At 69.2% G+C, this 15208-nt stretch carries 11 protein-coding genes; 2 read left to right on the forward strand and 9 right to left on the reverse strand.

The window, feature by feature from the left end; genetic code table 11:
• The 7 genes from ACFVHO_RS00790 to ACFVHO_RS00820 form a co-directional block, all read right to left on the reverse strand.
• Entirely contained in the window at positions 1–957 is a 957-nt protein-coding gene (locus ACFVHO_RS00790; protein WP_385708142.1) for an NAD-dependent epimerase/dehydratase family protein, read from the reverse strand.
• 2 nt (positions 958–959) lie between these two features.
• Positions 960–3773: an alpha/beta fold hydrolase gene (locus ACFVHO_RS00795; protein WP_385708145.1), complete on the reverse strand. Its 2814-nt coding sequence runs from the start codon at positions 3771–3773 to the stop codon at positions 960–962.
• 270 nt (positions 3774–4043) lie between these two features.
• A complete protein-coding gene (locus tag ACFVHO_RS00800) occupies positions 4044–5204 on the reverse strand; it encodes an acetyl-CoA carboxylase biotin carboxylase subunit family protein (protein ID WP_385708147.1) in 1161 nt (386 codons plus the stop codon).
• A 67-nt stretch (positions 5205–5271) separates the two neighbouring features.
• Positions 5272–6426, reverse strand: a complete 1155-nt coding sequence (locus ACFVHO_RS00805; RefSeq protein ID WP_385708150.1) for an acetyl-CoA carboxylase biotin carboxylase subunit family protein — start codon at positions 6424–6426, stop codon at positions 5272–5274.
• A gap of 231 nt (positions 6427–6657) precedes the next feature.
• The gene (locus ACFVHO_RS00810) at positions 6658–9531 is read right to left on the reverse strand and encodes a type 2 lanthipeptide synthetase LanM family protein (RefSeq protein WP_385708153.1); all 2874 of its coding nucleotides are present in this window, start codon (positions 9529–9531) and stop codon (positions 6658–6660) included.
• Between the two features lie 145 nt (positions 9532–9676).
• Positions 9677–9877, reverse strand: a complete 201-nt coding sequence (locus ACFVHO_RS00815) for a DUF6229 family protein (protein WP_289943152.1) — start codon at positions 9875–9877, stop codon at positions 9677–9679.
• 191 nt (positions 9878–10068) lie between these two features.
• Entirely contained in the window at positions 10069–10479 is a 411-nt protein-coding gene (locus ACFVHO_RS00820; RefSeq protein WP_385708156.1) for a Fur family transcriptional regulator, read from the reverse strand.
• Between the two features lie 247 nt (positions 10480–10726).
• Between ACFVHO_RS00820 and katG the strand changes: the two genes are divergently transcribed.
• On the forward strand, positions 10727–12943 hold the full coding sequence (gene katG, locus ACFVHO_RS00825; RefSeq protein ID WP_385708159.1) for a catalase/peroxidase HPI: 2217 nt from the start codon (positions 10727–10729) through the stop codon (positions 12941–12943).
• A 101-nt stretch (positions 12944–13044) separates the two neighbouring features.
• Here katG and ACFVHO_RS00830 read toward each other — a convergent pair whose 3' ends face one another.
• Positions 13045–13428 carry a peptidase inhibitor family I36 protein gene (locus ACFVHO_RS00830; RefSeq protein WP_385708162.1) on the reverse strand — a complete coding sequence of 128 codons (384 nt, stop codon included), beginning with the start codon at positions 13426–13428 and terminating at the stop codon, positions 13045–13047.
• Positions 13429–13736: 308 nt separating this feature from the next.
• On the opposite strand from ACFVHO_RS00830, the gene ACFVHO_RS00835 reads away from it, so the two are divergent.
• Complete coding sequence (locus ACFVHO_RS00835) at positions 13737–14192, forward strand: hypothetical protein (protein ID WP_385708165.1); 456 nt, start codon at positions 13737–13739, stop codon at positions 14190–14192.
• Between the two features lie 104 nt (positions 14193–14296).
• Here the strand turns inward: ACFVHO_RS00835 and ACFVHO_RS00840 are convergent, their stop codons facing one another.
• Positions 14297–15172 carry a geranyl diphosphate 2-C-methyltransferase gene (locus tag ACFVHO_RS00840; protein WP_385708167.1) on the reverse strand — a complete coding sequence of 292 codons (876 nt, stop codon included), beginning with the start codon at positions 15170–15172 and terminating at the stop codon, positions 14297–14299.
• Positions 15173–15208: the final 36 nt, after the last annotated feature.

The raw sequence follows: 15208 nt of genomic DNA on the forward strand, positions 1-15208 counted from the left end.
CTAGCTCCGTTCGCTGTCGAGCTCGGTGGCGAAGTACTCCCCGATGCGGTCCTGGTACTCCTCGAACAGCTCCGCCAGGGTGCGGGCGATGCCGGTCTTCCAGGCGACCGAGCAGTCGCCGATCAGGCTCCGGCGGACGCTGTGGTCGAAGATCGCGGTCTCGCGGCTGTAGTCGCCCCGGTCCAGCTGGACCGGTACGCCGGTGAGCGCGGACATGTACTCCAGCAGGTCGGTGACGCCGACCTCCTCGTCGCCGCCCCAGTTCACGACCCGCGCGGGCGTCTGTGCCGCCTCCCAGAGCAGGGGCACCTGCCGGACGACGTCGTCGGTGTGCAGGAGGTTGCAGTAGTTCTGCCCCTCGCGGGGCACCGCGCACGGCTGTCCCCGGCGCATCTCGTTGAAGAGGATCATGGGGACGCCGCCGTGACCGTACGGACCGTAGGCGATGTTGAGCCGAGCGATCACCGAGGGCAGCCCGAGGGCTTCGGCCAGGCCCCGCACGACTCCTTCGGCGGAGAGCTTGGCGACGGGGTAGGTCGGCAGCCAGGGCGCCGTGCCGCCGAGGGGGTCACCCTCCCGGTAGCGGTGGGTGCGGTCGGCGCGGTTGTAGACGACGCCGGACGACACGTACAGGAAGGCCTCCGCGGCCGAGCAGTGCGTCATGAGGTGCGCCGTGCCCACCGCGTTGATGCGTGCGGTCGCCTCGAAGTCGGCCCGGTCGCCGCGGTGCACCGCCGAGTGCAGGACGTGGGTGAAGTCGCGCGGCAGGTCCTCCAGGTCACCGTCGGCCATGTCCCAGGTGAAGGTGCGGGCGCCCTGTTCCTCCAGGGCCTTGCGGGCGGCCAGGTCGCCGAAGCGGCCGAGGCACCACACTTCGTTGTCGGCGGCGAGCGCCTCGGCGACGGGCCGCGCGACCTGGCCGGTGCCGCCGGTGATGAGGATCTTCTTCCCGTGCATGGTCAGTGGCTCCTGGTCGTGTCGGCGTTGGCGGCGTTCGCAGCGGTGGCAGCGGTGGCAGCAGGGTCGTCGGGCTGTCCCGCGAGCGCTTTGCCCAGTTCGCGCCGCAGGGTCGCCTGGAAGGTCTGTACGTGCTGCGGGCTCATGAGGGTGTAGTGCTCGCCGTCGACTTCGACGTACCGGTTGGTGGTGCGGGTGAAGTCGTCCCAGTGGCGGAGCTGGTTGTTCAGCCACTCCTCCTTGGTGCCGCGCAGCGGGGTGCAGTAGAAGACCTGCGTCCGCGCCACCGACCCGGAGGGTTCGTAGGTGCGACCGAGGTGCACCATGCTCTGGGCGAGGTTCACCCAGGCGGTGAACCGCTCGACGGTGAGGTCGAGTTCGGTGAGGCGGCGCCGCGGGGCCTGGTCGATCAGGTACGCGAGCTGGTCGGCATCCGGCAGTCCGCGGAGCCTGGTGGTGAGGCTCTCGACGTCGGCGGCGCCGATCAGTTCGAGGAACAGGGCGAGGTTGATGGCGCCGTCGGTGAAGGTGATCTCGTTCATGCGCCCGGAGATGCTCGGCGGCAGGTTGAAGACGCCGACGAACTTGACCTCGTCGCCGTCGGCCTCCAGGCGCTTGGCCATCTCGAAGGCGACCGCCGCGCCGTAGGAGTAGCCCGCGACGGCGTACGGCCCGCTGGGCTGCGTCCGCCGCATCGCGTCGACGTACGTGGACACCATCTCGTCGAACGAGGCGAAGTGGCTCTCGCCCTGCCCGAAGCCGCGGGCCCGCAGCGCGTAGAACGGCCGCTCGCCGGTGAAGTACTTGGCGAGGTTCACGAACACGAGCACCTCGCCCAGGCCGGGGTGCACGCAGAACAGCGGTGTTCCGTCCCCGGTGACCTGCAGGGGCACCAGCGGGTCGTAGGCGCTGTCCCCGTCGCCGCTCCGCCCGCCGGTGAGACGTCCGGCGAGGGCCCGTACGGTCGGGGCCTGGAGGAGGGTCGCCATCGGTACGTCGTCGATGCCGAACCCGGTCTGGATCTCCAGCTTGAGCCGCAGCACGTCCAGGGAGGTGCCGCCCAGGTCGAAGAAGCTGGCCGTGACCGGCACCGACGTGACGTCCAGGACACGGGCGTAGATGTCGGCCAGCGCGGTCTCGGCGGCTCCCTCGGGTGCCACGTGGGCGCCGAGGAAGCGGGTGCTCACCTCGCTCGCCCGGCGGGCCGCCCCGTCGAGGCCGCCCGCTTCGACGGCCTTGCGCAGCCGGGTGCGTTGGATCTTCCCGAGGTTGCTGCGGGGTATCTGCTCCTCGGTGACGGGCAGGATGAACTGGGGCCTGAACCCCCAGTGCATCACCGTGGAGCTGCGGATCGCGACGATCGCCCGGTACACCGCCGTGTCGTCGGCGAGGTCGCCCGCCGGGACGAACGCGACGGCGAGCTGTTCGGAGTCGGCTCCCCCGGGCCGGATCGGAAAGGCCGCGACCTGCCCCCGCCGCACGTCGTCCAGCTCGTCGAGGGCCGCTTCCAGGTCGTGGCTGTAGTAGTTGACGCCGTTGACGATGATGGAGTCCTTGGTCCGGCCGATCAGTGTCAGCCGGCCGTCGGCGTCGAGGTGTCCGAGGTCTCCGGTGCGGAACCAGCCGTCGGCCGTGAAGGCCTGCGCGGTGGCCTCGTCGTTGCCGAAGTATCCGTCGGTGACCATCGGGCCGCGCAGCTGCACCTCGCCCGCCCCGGTCGGCCCCGGCTCGTCGGTGGCGGCGAGGACGTGGCCCTCGCCGTCGGTGACGCGGATGCGCAGGCCGCGTACCGGCTGCCCCAGTGGTGGGAACTCGGTGCGCAGGTCGCGTGCGGCGAAGTCGCGGTTGAACACGCTGCCCGCGCACGTCTCGGTCATCCCGAACGCGGGCACGATGACGTCCTGGCGCAGCCCGTACGGGGCCATCGCGGTCAGGAAGTCCCGCACGGTCGCGGTGACGGTGGCCTCGCCGCCGGAGATGATGTGCCGGACGTGCGACAGGTCCGCTTCGTCCCGCGCGGGGGGCCGCCTGGCGAGCGCCTGGTTGAGCTGCCCGAAGAGGAAGTTCGGGGTGAAGGTCACACGCACCCGGTGGGCAGCGAGCAGCCTGAGGAACTCCACCGGGTCGGCGAGGACCGTCGCGGGGGTGGCCATGACCTGGTCGGCGCCGTTGAACATCGGCAGCAGGTGCGCCTCGATCGCGGCGATGTGGTCGGTGGAGATCCAGTTCAACGAGGTGTCGGCGGGGCCGAGTTCGAGGGCTCCGGCCTTGCCCGCCTGCGCGGCGAGGAGGTTGGCGTGGGTCAGGCGGACGGCCTTGCTCGATCCGGTGGACCCGGAGGTCAGCATGAGGAGGGTGAGGTCGCCGGGATCGGGTGTGCGGGTCTCGGCGGTGTCGGGCGCGGCGTGGCTCAGTTCCTCCACCGTGACGGTCCGCAGGCCGATGTCGGGCAGGTCTCCGTGGGTGGCTTTGGAGGCGACGACCAGCGGGTCGTCCAACAGGTCCCGCAGGTGCTCCAGTTGGGTCTGCCACCGGGAGGGGTCGGCGGGCGGCGCGACCGGGCAGGCCACGAGGCCGCCGAGGACGCAGCCCCAGAAGGCGCGGAAGAAGGACTCGGGGTCGCCGGCGGTGATGAGGACGCGGTCTCCCGGGGCGGCGCCCTGGCCGCGCAGCCCCTGGGTGATCCGGCGGGCGCTGTCCCGCAGCTCGGCGTAGGACAGGAACGAACCGCCGATGAAGGTGATGCCTCGGGTGGTGTCACGTGCCGCGCTCTCCAGCAACTGCGGAAGCGTCGAGGGGGATATGTGTTCCGGCATAGGGGCGAAGACCTCCGATCAGAAGGGTCGGATAACGGCCCTGTATTTCCATCACGATGGGGTGTTTCAGGGATGGCGAAGCCGTACGGGGCAGGGCTGCCGTAGGTGTACGAAAGGGGCGGGGTCGCTGATTCGCGTCCGGGTTCCCTTGTGCTTCGGTATCTCGGAAAGGGCGTCTGTGGCGCCCGGACTACCGCTTGCTGTCCGTCACGGCATCAGGGCGTCGTGACGCACACGGGTAATCGAAGGCGTAAGGCGAAGCTCATGGGGTCAGCCGCGCTCGTTGAATCGCACGATGTCCTCGATCTTCTGCCGCAGTTTCAGCTCGTCCGGGTCGGATACGATCGCCTGTCCGACACGGCCGTACGGACCGAGCGGAGTGTCGGGCGACGACGAGTACTGGATCTCGTCGAAGGTGAAACGGCGCTCGAAGTCCTCTTGGGTCAAGGTGTTTCCGTCGAGGCGGCGCAGCAGGAGGTATCCATGGAAACGGTCCGGTGCGCTGTCGCCCACGGGCTTTTCCGGCTTCTCTCCGAGCGCGAGGCTGATCTCGGCGTCGAAGAGGTCGACCCCGAACGTCAATTGGTTGACGTTCGGAGACAGCGCCCCCGGCAGCCGGATCGCGCACTCGCCGAAGGTCAACCCGGATTCCTCCACGAACACTTCCAAGTGGAAGACGCAGTCGGGCGCCCCCAGGTGGGAGAGCGTCTGTCTGGCGATTTCCTCTGTCCGCCGGAACAAAGCCGGATGCCGTCGTTCGTCGAGGATGTGCGCGGCGAGGACGGCGCCGTGTGCCGCACTCAGCGGTGAGAGGTGATAGCGGGTCATCGACGACCACAGGAGGTCGCCGTCGCTCCAGATGCCGTCCATATAGACTTCCGGCGCGTCGATGAAGGACTCCGCGACGATCTGCACGTCCGACTGGTCCGGAAGCACGTCCACGGCTCGCGCGAATTCCTCTGGGGAACGCACGACATTCGTCCGCAGGGAACCGGCGCCGGTCGCCGGTTTGATGACGAAGACGTCTCCCAGATCACGGACGAGGTCCGCGTGGGAGGTGTCCTGGGTGACATATCGGCAGCGCGCCCGCTTGATCTGCGGCGGCAGCTTGCTCTTCTGCAGGAACTTGTCCCGGAAATACAGGGCCGTCTTCGAGTCCCTGTTGCCGGGAAGGTCCAGCTGCTGCCGCAGATACGCCGCCCCGAACACACCCATCTCGTGCACGCTCAGCGCACCGGCCACATCGTCGAGGCGTGCGGCGAGCACGGCCCGCAGCACCTCCTGCACGTTCTCCATGTCGGCGACACGCGTGCACGGCCGTCCCGGCGGCGGGCTCGCCGGTGCCTGCACGATGTAGTGGGGATCCAGGCCCCGGCGCCGCAGCGCCCGGTCCAGATCCACCCGGTACCCGATGACGATCATTGTCGGCATTCTTGTCTCCCCCGAATGCAGCCTGCCGCGATGCCGTGGCCGGCTGATCCTGACGGACCCGTCAGGATCAGCCGAGCTCGTTGAAACGCACGATCTCCTCGATCGTCTTCTGCAGTTGCAGCTCGTCCGCGTCGGACACGACGGCCTGGCCGACGCGGCCGTACGGGCCGAGCGGCGCATCCGGCGACGAGGGGTAGTCGATCTCGTCGAAGGTGAAGGCGCGCTCGAAGTCCTCCTGCGTCAGGCCTTGGGAGCGGCGCAGCAGGATGTAGCCGTAGAAGCGATCCGGTGTTCCGCCGTCCAGCTCCTGGGTGATCCGCTCCCCGAGCGCGAGGCTGATCTCGGCGTCGAAGAGGTCGACGCCGAACGTCAGTTTGTTGACGTTCGGAGACAGCGCCCCCGGGAGTCGGATGGCGCACTCGCCCAGGGTCAGCCCCGACTCTTCGACGAACGTTTCCATATGGAAGACACAATCCGGTGCGCCGAGCACGGTGAGCACGCGTCTGGCGAGTGTCTCCGCCTGCTGGAACAGATCCGTGTGCCGCCTCCGGTCGAGGACGTGTGCGGCAAGGACGCCTCCCTTCACGGCGCTGAGCGGCGAGATGTGATTGCTGCTCATGGACGACCAGCGGAGCTCGCCGCCTTCCCAGATGCCGTCCATATAGACTTCCGGGGCGTCGATGAAGGACTCGGCGACCACGCCCACATCCGACTGGCTCGGCAACTCCTTCAGGGCGCGCGCGTATTCGTCCGGTGTGCGCACGATTTCCGTACGCAGGGAACCCGCTCCGGTCGCGGGCTTGACGACGAATACCTCACCCAACTCGCCGACGAGGTCGGCGAATGAAGTCCCTTCCGTGACGTACCGGCACCGGGCCCGCCTGACGTCGTCCGGCAGCCCGCTCTTTTGCAGATACTTGTCCCGGAAATACAGGGCCGCCCTCGAGTCCCTGTTCCCGGGGAGGTCCAACTGCTGCCGCAGATAGGCGGCACCGAAGACACCCATCTCATGCACGCTCAGCACGCCCGCCACATCATCGATGCACGCGGAGAGAACCGCCCTCAGCAATTCCTGGGCGTTCTCCATGTCAACGACACTCGTGAACCTGCGCCCTGGCGGCGGGCTCATCGGCGCCTGCACGATGTAGTAGGGATCCAAACCGCGACTCCGCACCGCGCGGTCAAGGTCGTCACGATATCCAACAACAATGATCGATGGCACTCTTGCATCCCCCGAATTACGTCCAGCCAACACCATCAACAAGTCGTTCTCAGTAAGACAAGACCTACGTCGAAAGTTTCGCAATCGGTTACTTGGACCATGAGCAATCCGTTGGCATCGTGCCACAACCAAACAGCTGTGTGGATATGACGGACCAAGATCTTTTACGGGCGGGATGTGACATGGATCACAAGTCAAATCTTTCCCTAGAAGGCCCGCGTAACCATGCGGTCAGTCAAGGAGAAGGGGGTTCGGCAGTGCCACACCATGGTGCATACGCAGCAGTGTGTGCACGACGCCCGAAAGACCCGACATGAGGCTCGGAGAGAACGCCTCACGCGCCAAACCACCGACCGGGCCGCGCTGTTCGAGGCCGGTGAGGATTTCACCGTCGAGGTCCGACGCACTGCCGAAGTCCACGTCGGACGCGTCGTCGAAGTCCAAGGAGGTGAGGAATTCCCAGAGGCCGAGGTCTCCGTGGCACAGGGTGTGGCTCCAGCCGAAGCCTTCCACCGCACTGGCACACGCGGCACGGCGGACCATGTCCAGGTGCACCGGATCACCCGTGCGCCGGTGCAGATCGAGCATGCCGACGCCGATTCCCGCGCTGCCGTGGCACCAGCTGGTGAAGAAGTCCTCCTCGGCGCCGACGCGCACATCGAGCCAGTTGCCGTCCGCCGGCCGGTAGAGGGACTCCTGGAAAGCGAAGGCCCGCTCGGCGAGCCGACGCCAGCCGCCCCGCTCGGCCTCCGTGCCCGCGTCGCTGAGGGCGAGCCTGGTCAGCGCCCAGCCGATGCCGGTGGCGCCGTGGGCGAATCCTCCGATGCCCTCGGGGTTGAGCCGCGTCGTCCAGCGCGCCCCGCTCCCCTCGACCGTGGCCAGGCCCTCAAGGCGGCGCCCGATGTGCGCGGCCGCGGCCAGCCAGCGGTCCTGCCCCGTCGCCTCGGCCAGGTTAAGGAGCGGAACGACCGCGCCCGCGACCCCGTTCAGAAGGTCCACCTCGACGTCGGCCTCGACCAACCGCTGGTTCGGTGCGAGCAGTTCGGCCCTCGCCGCCGCCCGCTCCAGGAACCGGCTCTCCCCCAGGACCCGGTGCAGCGCCAGCCACGTCCACACCTGCGACGCCGCGCCGCTGAACGCCCCCGCCGACGGCGTGGCCGTCCGGTCCTCCGTGCCGACCAGGACCCGTAACGCCCCCTCGAACGTCCCGGCGACACCCGGCACCGGATCCGCGCGCCCCGCCCGCGCCTCACTCACGTACTCCGCGAGCGTCAACGCCACCCCGCCCTGCCCGGTGTAGAGGTCGGCGGGCAGCACCCGGATCGACCAGCCCGCAGGCGTGAACACCGGGCTGATCCACGTGACCGTGCCGTCCTCGCCGCGCACCGCCCCGTCGCACAGCCGCCGCACCATCCGCGCGGCAAGATCCCGGCGCCGCCGCTCCCGGTCCCGGGCGTGCGGCTCATGGGCGGCCGCCTGCACCCGCGCGGGCAGCGAACGCTCATTGAGGTACGCGCCCACCAGCGCGTCCTGGATCACCGACTCCTCCAGCTCCAGATCGGCGCTGCGCCAGTCCTCCACAGTGGCCCCGACCGCGGCCGCGTCCACGGTGAAGCCGAACATCGGTACGTCTCCGACCAGCAGGTCGGCGATCTCGGCGTCGATGGCCGCGCGGTCGGTCGGCGCGCCGGGCAGCACCTCGGCGTTGCGGCGCAGGATGTCGCGGGCGCGCTCGACCGCCGCCGGTTCGTCGTGCAGGGAGGCCGGGTGCCACAGCATCCGGCCGATGTCGACGTAGGCCTGCGTGGGCCGCAGGATGCGGCGCGCCCGGGCGCCCTCGAACCGGCGAAGCAACCGGTGCGGGTCCGTGCCGGGCCGGTGCAGGTGCGCGGTCATCTCCCGGAACCCGGCCAGGATCCGGTCCCAGTACGCGCTCAGGACCGGCGTGGGGCTCGGGTGGTTGCCCGCGGTGGGCATCGCCACCAGGTCCACCTCGAAGCGGGCCGCCGCGGTGCCGCCGTCGGCGATCACCGGGTTCGGGATCAGCGGCTGCTGGCCGGGCAGCGCCCCGACGCCGGAGATGTCCACTCCCGCGAGCGCGAAGCCGGTGCCGCGCACGGGCAGCAGCCCGGTGCGCAGGACGGTGCGGCGGATCGCGGCCGCCGCCACGTCGACCGCGTCGCCCTGGCCGCTGGGCGGGAACGGAGCCGGGGCGTCGAACAGCGTCTCGCCGTCCACGATCACCGGCACCGGACCCGCGGCGATCATGTTCTCGGCGTGCATGTCGGTGCCGCCGGTGAAGCGCAGCACGGCCAGCCAGTGGCCGACGTTGCGGTAGAACGCGGCGAGTTCGGCGTCGTCCGCGCAGTAGCGGTGGCGGACGAACTCGGCCCAGCCGTATCCCTCGCGTACCAGGGTGCGCGGCACCCGGATGCGGCGGTCCGGCGCCGGGGCGTGGGGCAAGTCCGCGAACACCTCGTCCAGCAGGGCGCCCAGGGCGACGTCGGTCCCGGAGGGCCGCGGCTTGTACATGATGCTTCCGGCGGCGAAATCGGCCCGGCTGACGGTCAGGCCGCCCCGGTGGCTGTCGCCCGCGCCGAACGCGAGGGCCCGTAACTCCCCCGCGCACGCGCCGAGGAGGGGCCGCAGCAGTTCACGGTCGGTGCCGAGCCGTTCGGCGAAGCCCGCCGTCGCGGCCACGGAGAGCCGTGCCACCGCCGCGATCCGCGCGCCGAGGGTCGGATAGCGCTCGGCGAGCCGGTCGACGTAACCCTCCTGGCACGCCTCCTCGATGAACGCGGTCCAGGTCTCCGTGTCGGATCCGGCTCCGGCGCTCTCGGCGACACGCCCGCCGGACGCGGTCATGCGCAGCGCGTGCAGTTCGATCAGGAACAAGCGGGACAGCTTGGCGTGCAAGGACCTCAGCAGGGAGGTGCGCCCGGCTTCGAGGATCACGTCCCGTTCCGTGCGGGTGAGCGCGTCCACGGCGGCGAGGCGCCGGGCCAGCTCGTCGCGCCAGGGGCGGGCGATGGCGCGTACCGGCTGGGCGAACCAGTCCGCCTCGTGCCGCTGCTCAGGTCTGTGTCCCGCCGCCGATCCGCTCACCGTCCACCATCCCCCTGTCCGACGACCGCCACGCAGACAACGCAGACAACGCAGACCAGTCCGACCACGACGACAGGGCGCGGGGAACCGTGCGACAAGCCCGGGCACGCGACGTCACGCACGCTCCCCCACGCCCGCTCGTCGGTCAGCAGCACCAACTGCCGTGCGAGCCGCTCGGGCTGGAGCAGAAGCCGTAGAGGGAGTCACTCGGGTCGGTGAGCGCGGCCTCGGCGGCGGTGCCGCCGACGTACAGCGGCCCGGCGGGGTTCGCCTGGCCGTACGCGCTCTCGGCACCCGAGAGCCAGGCGGTGAGCACGGCGGTGGTCGGAACACTGGTCTGGTGCATCAGCGGCCTCCGGACGTGGGGAATGCGGGACGGATCGCCCAGGCCTGAGTATCAGCCGGAATTGACCCCTCGTCAGACGACAATTCCGGCCACAGTGCGACGGCGTTCCCGCGACGCGTCGCGGTGCGTGCGGCGACCCGGCCGGACACGCCCGGCCGGGTGGTGCGGAGCCCGGAGGTGCGAGCGGGGAGCTAGGAGCAGGAGGGGCACAGTCCGCGGTAGGTGACCTCGACCTGCGACACCGTGAAGCCGAAGCGCTGCTCCTGCGGCAGGTCGGCGAGGGGGTCGCCGCTCGGGTGGACGTCGCGGATGGCACCGCAGTTCGAGCACACCAGGTGCTGGTGCGGGTGGTGCGCGTTGGGGTCGTAGCGCTTGGCCCGGCCGTCGGTCGAGACCTCCATGACCTCGCCGAGGGAGACCATCTCGCCCAGGGTGTTGTAGACGGTCGCCCGGGAGATCTCCGGCAGCAGGTGCGCCGCGCGGGCGTGCACCTCGTCGGCCGTCAGGTGCACGTGGTCGCCGTCGAGGACCTCCGCGACGACACGCCGCTGGGAGGTCACCCGCCAGCCACGCCCTCGCAGTCGCTCCAGCAGGTCGCTCATATCGGTTCACCCATTCAGGCTCGGTGGCGTACGACGAGTTTACCGGCACCCGTACGGATTCTGAATCAATACGAATCAGTTGAGCTTCTTGACCTGGACAGCGTCCATCGTAGGATCGGTTTCCTACGATGACCAAGGGAGCGGTTCAGTCCGTTTCGGTCGACCTCTCCCCCCGCGGGGCCCAGCCCCGGCTGTCTCACCGCGCAGTCCTCCAGCACCACGATTCACTCAGTTCGAAAGGCTTCCCATGGCTGAGAACCCGGACGCAATCGTCACCGACGCGAAGGTCGAGGAGGGCGGAGGCTGCCCGGTCGCCCATGGCCGTGCGCCGCACCCCACGCAGGGCGGCGGCAACCGCCAGTGGTGGTCGGACCGGCTGAATCTGAAGATTCTTGCCAAGAACCCCGCCGTGGCCAACCCGCTCGGTGAGGAGTTCGACTACGCCGAGGCGTTCAACTCCCTCGACCTCCCGGCCGTCAAACGGGACATCGCCGAGGTGCTCACCACCTCGCAGGACTGGTGGCCCGCCGACTTCGGCAACTACGGCCCGCTGATGATCCGGATGGCCTGGCACAGCGCGGGCACGTACCGCATCAGCGACGGCCGCGGCGGCGCCGGTGCCGGCCAGCAGCGGTTCGCGCCGCTCAACAGCTGGCCGGACAACGCCAGCCTCGACAAGGCCCGCCGCCTGTTGTGGCCGGTCAAGAAGAAGTACGGCAAGAACATCTCCTGGGCCGACCTGATGGTCCTCACCGGAAACGTCGCCCTGGAGACCATGGGCTTCAAGACCTTCGGCTTCGCCGGCGGCCGCGAGGACGTCTGGGAGCCGGAGGAGGACGTCTACTGGGGCCCCGAGACCGAGTGGCTGGGCGACGCCCGCTACACCGGTGACCGTGAGCTGGAGAGCCCGCTCGGCGCGGTCCAGATGGGCCTCATCTACGTCAACCCCGAGGGCCCCAACGGCAACCCGGACCCGATTGCCGCGGCCCGCGACATCCGTGAGACGTTCCGCCGGATGGCGATGAACGACGAGGAGACCGTCGCCCTCATCGCCGGCGGCCACACCTTCGGCAAGACCCACGGCGCGGGCCCCGCGGACAACGTCGGCAACGACCCCGAGGCCGCCCCGATGGAGCAGCAGGGCCTCGGCTGGAAGAGCACGTACAACACGGGCGTTGGCAAGGACGCCATCACCTCCGGCCTCGAGGTCACCTGGACCGAGACGCCGACCCAGTGGAGCAACCTCTTCTTCAAGAACCTCTTCGAGTACGAGTACGAGCTCACCCAGAGCCCGGCCGGCGCGAACCAGTGGGTGGCGAAGAACGCCGAGGCGATCATCCCGGACGCCTTCGACTCGTCGAAGAAGCGCCTCCCGACGATGCTCACCACGGACCTCTCGCTGCGCTTCGACCCGATCTACGAGCCGATCTCGCGCCGCTTCTACGAGAACCCGGAGGAGTTCGCGGACGCCTTCGCCCGCGCCTGGTACAAGCTGACGCACCGTGACATGGGCCCGGTCGTCCGCTACCTCGGACCGGAGGTCCCCGCCGAGGAGCTGCTGTGGCAGGACCCGCTGCCCGCGCGCACCGGTGAGGTCATCGACGCCGCGGACATCGCGGACCTCAAGGAGCGGGTCCTCGGCTCCGGCCTCACGGTCGCCCAGCTGGTCTCCACCGCCTGGGCCGCGGCCTCGTCCTTCCGCGGCAGCGACAAGCGCGGCGGCGCCAACGGCGCCCGCATCGCCCTGGAGCCGCAGCGCAACTGGGAGGTCAACAACCCGGACGACCTCGCCCAGGTCCTGCGCACCCTCGAAGGCGTCAAGGAGGCCTTCGACTCCGCGGGCGGCAAGAAGGTCTCGCTGGCCGACCTGATCGTCCTCGCGGGCACCGCGGCCGTCGAGAAGGCGGCCAAGGACGGCGGCGTCGAGGTCCAGGTGCCCTTCTCGCCGGGCCGTGTCGACGCCACGCAGGAGCAGACGGACGTCGAGTCGTTCGACGCCCTGGAGCCCGCCGCCGACGGCTTCCGCAACTACACCGGCAAGGGCAACCGCCTCCCGGCCGAGTACCTGCTGCTCGACAAGGCGAACCTGCTCACGGTGAGCGCCCCCGAACTGACCGTCCTCATCGGCGGTCTGCGTGTCCTGGGCGCCAACCACGGGCAGTCGAAGCACGGCGTCCTCACCGACAAGCCGGGCACGCTGACCAACGACTTCTTCGTCAACCTGCTGGACCTGGGGACGGAGTGGAAGTCGACGTCCTCCGCGCAGGACGAGTTCGAGGCCCGCGACGCGAGCGGCGCGGTCAAGTGGACCGGCACCCGTGCCGACCTGGTCTTCGGCTCGAACTCCGAGCTGCGCGCGCTCGCGGAGGTCTACGCGAGCGACGACGCGAAGGAGAAGTTCGCGCGCGACTTCGCCGCCGCGTGGGGCAAGGTCATGGACCTCGACCGGTTCGACCTCGCCTGAGCGATCCCTGACGTCAATTGACCGTTGACGTCGCCCGGAAACACAAACGTCCAGGTCGGCCGGACTCGGCCGACCTGGACGTTCTTCGTGTCCCCCGCGGTTCAGCAGGCCGCGTCGACCGAGCTCAGCTTGTTGTCGTGGTCGGGGTGGAGATTGCCCTTGAACCAGCCGGGGAGCGGGCCCAGGCGCCCGGTGTAGGTGCCGTCGTACAGGATGACGGTGGTGGGCGTCCTGTTCCAGGCCGAGGTGGTCTTCCCGTCGAGATAGCCGGGGAGGTGGTGGCGGCCGCAGCTCGGGACGACCCAGAACAGTCCCTCACCGTTGTAGTGCTGGAAGAAACAGGTCCCCTCTCCGCACCGGTTGTACGCGTCGCGCGCGGCCCTGTCACCGTCGGTTCCGGTGACCCGGTAGAGCCCCTCGACGCCCGGGACCTTGGTGAACTGGGTTTCCGCCGCACTCGCGACCGTCGGGGTAATCAGGGTCATGACAAGTGCGGCAACACTGGCTAACGCTCTTTTGCGCACGCGTCCTCCTCAGAATGGGGAATTCGGCCCCAAGGCCGACCAGTCCGGCCGATCCTGTCGGAACCGTGCCCTATCGGGAAGCTGAATACCGGCCTCTTCTCCCATATCAACGGCGCATTTCCCATCCCACATCTTCCGGTCATCGAAGGACATCAAACCGCCAACCATCCCGGAGCCTTTCCTTCCGGTGTGAAAGCGATGACATCGTCCGGATGCGGCGCCCAACAGGGCACCGCTGGAAGAACTGCCTGACTCAAGGAGTTCCTTTCGTGGGGAAGAAAGCCGGCACGTTTCTCGTAACCGCCGCACTCGCTTCGATGGCCCTCGTCGGCCAGGCGAGTGCGGCTCCCACCGACCACACCGCCACAAGCGGCAAGGCACAGGCGGGAATCCTCTCGGATCAAGTGCGCTACGCCCCCTTCACCCTCAACCACAACGAGTCCGTCAGCTCCAACACGGCCAGACTGGTCATGCAGTCCGACGGCAACCTCGTGGTCTACGACGAGTTCAACCGGGCCAGATGGGCCTCGCGCACGGTCGGCAAGGGCTGGACCGCCCGACTGCAGGAGGACGGCAACTTCGTCGTCTACACCCGCAATGGAGCGCCGGTCTGGGCCTCGAACACCGCCGGGCGCCCCGGTTCCCGCCTGGCCGTCCAGGATGACGGCAACGTCGTCATCTACGACGGCAGCCGCGCGGTCTGGGCCTCGAACACCGCCCACTAGCCTCCGCGCACCGCACGACATCGCACCGCAGCACCACAGGCCGGGCCCCCGCGGGGGCCCGGCCTTCCTCGCGCCGCTCTGTCAGAACGTCCTCGCGCCGCGCGTCACACGCGGTCGGCCACGATCAGCAGATACTGGAAGCTGCCGTTGCGGTAGGCGTTCAGGAACGTTTCTTCGATTCCCGTCACCAGATGGTCGGCCTGCTGCCGCAGCTCCCAATAGGGCATGGCGGCCGCCGTCAGGTCCTCGACGTGCACCGGTACGAGCCGGTTGTGCGCCATCGCCCGGAAGTACTCCGAGCGCGGGTGGATGTCGCAGATGTAGTGGGCGTTGATGAGGGACACCTCGCGGGAGGCCCGACCGTAGGTGTCGTTGTAGCAGCCGGTGATCGTCACGTACCGGCCGCCGCGGCGCAGCAGCCTGGCGTGCTCGGCGAACAGCAGCTCCAGCTCGACGTACATCGTGGACTCGTTGTTCCACGACGCCGCGAACGCTCCGGTCGGGAAACCGGTGTCGAGCATGTTCTTGTGGTGGTACCGCACCTTGTCGTCGATGTGCCGCTTACGGGCCTGCTCGCCCGCGAAGTCGGCCTGCTTCTCGGAGAGCGTGACGCCGTCGGCGTAGCAGTCGTAGTGCAGATGGGCCACGACGGAGCCGCCGCCGCGCCCGCAGCCCGCGTCGAAGACGCGGTCCGTGGGCGTGAGGGGCCCGAGGTGCGAGGCGAGCAGGTCGGCCTGGGCTTGTTCGAGCCGGTGCAGTTCGGCGGTGATCCGCTCCTGCCGCTCGTCGGGGTCGGCCACGTCGAGGACGGACCGGTCGGCCTCGCCGATGCCGTAGTGGTGGTGGTAGAGGTCGTCGATCCTCCCGAGTTCGAGATTGACCGGGTTCTCCTCGGCGTTCCAGTAGTCCGCGACGCGGTTCTGGTACGTCGACTGGGTGGGCAGCGGTACGGCGGTGGGCCGGGCGTCGGCAATGGTCAACAGGGTCTCCTCGTGGTGCGGGTGGCGGTGGGCGGA

The organism is Streptomyces sp. NPDC127108, from assembly GCF_042677545.1.
In the GTDB taxonomy this organism is placed as follows: domain Bacteria; phylum Actinomycetota; class Actinomycetes; order Streptomycetales; family Streptomycetaceae; genus Streptomyces.

Bases quoted from the DNA above. Each gene is read 5' to 3' on its own strand.
- ACFVHO_RS00790 (WP_385708142.1), bottom strand. From the start codon at position 957: ATGCACGGGAAGAAGATCCTCATCACCGGCGGCACCGGCCAGGTCGCG.
- ACFVHO_RS00795 (WP_385708145.1), bottom strand. From the start codon at position 3,773: ATGCCGGAACACATATCCCCCTCGACGCTTCCGCAGTTGCTGGAGAGC.
- ACFVHO_RS00800 (WP_385708147.1), bottom strand. From the start codon at position 5,204: ATGCCGACAATGATCGTCATCGGGTACCGGGTGGATCTGGACCGGGCG.
- ACFVHO_RS00815 (WP_289943152.1), bottom strand. From the start codon at position 9,877: ATGCACCAGACCAGTGTTCCGACCACCGCCGTGCTCACCGCCTGGCTC.
- ACFVHO_RS00820 (WP_385708156.1), bottom strand. From the start codon at position 10,479: ATGAGCGACCTGCTGGAGCGACTGCGAGGGCGTGGCTGGCGGGTGACC.
- katG (WP_385708159.1), top strand. From the start codon at position 10,727: ATGGCTGAGAACCCGGACGCAATCGTCACCGACGCGAAGGTCGAGGAG.
- ACFVHO_RS00830 (WP_385708162.1), bottom strand. From the start codon at position 13,428: ATGACCCTGATTACCCCGACGGTCGCGAGTGCGGCGGAAACCCAGTTC.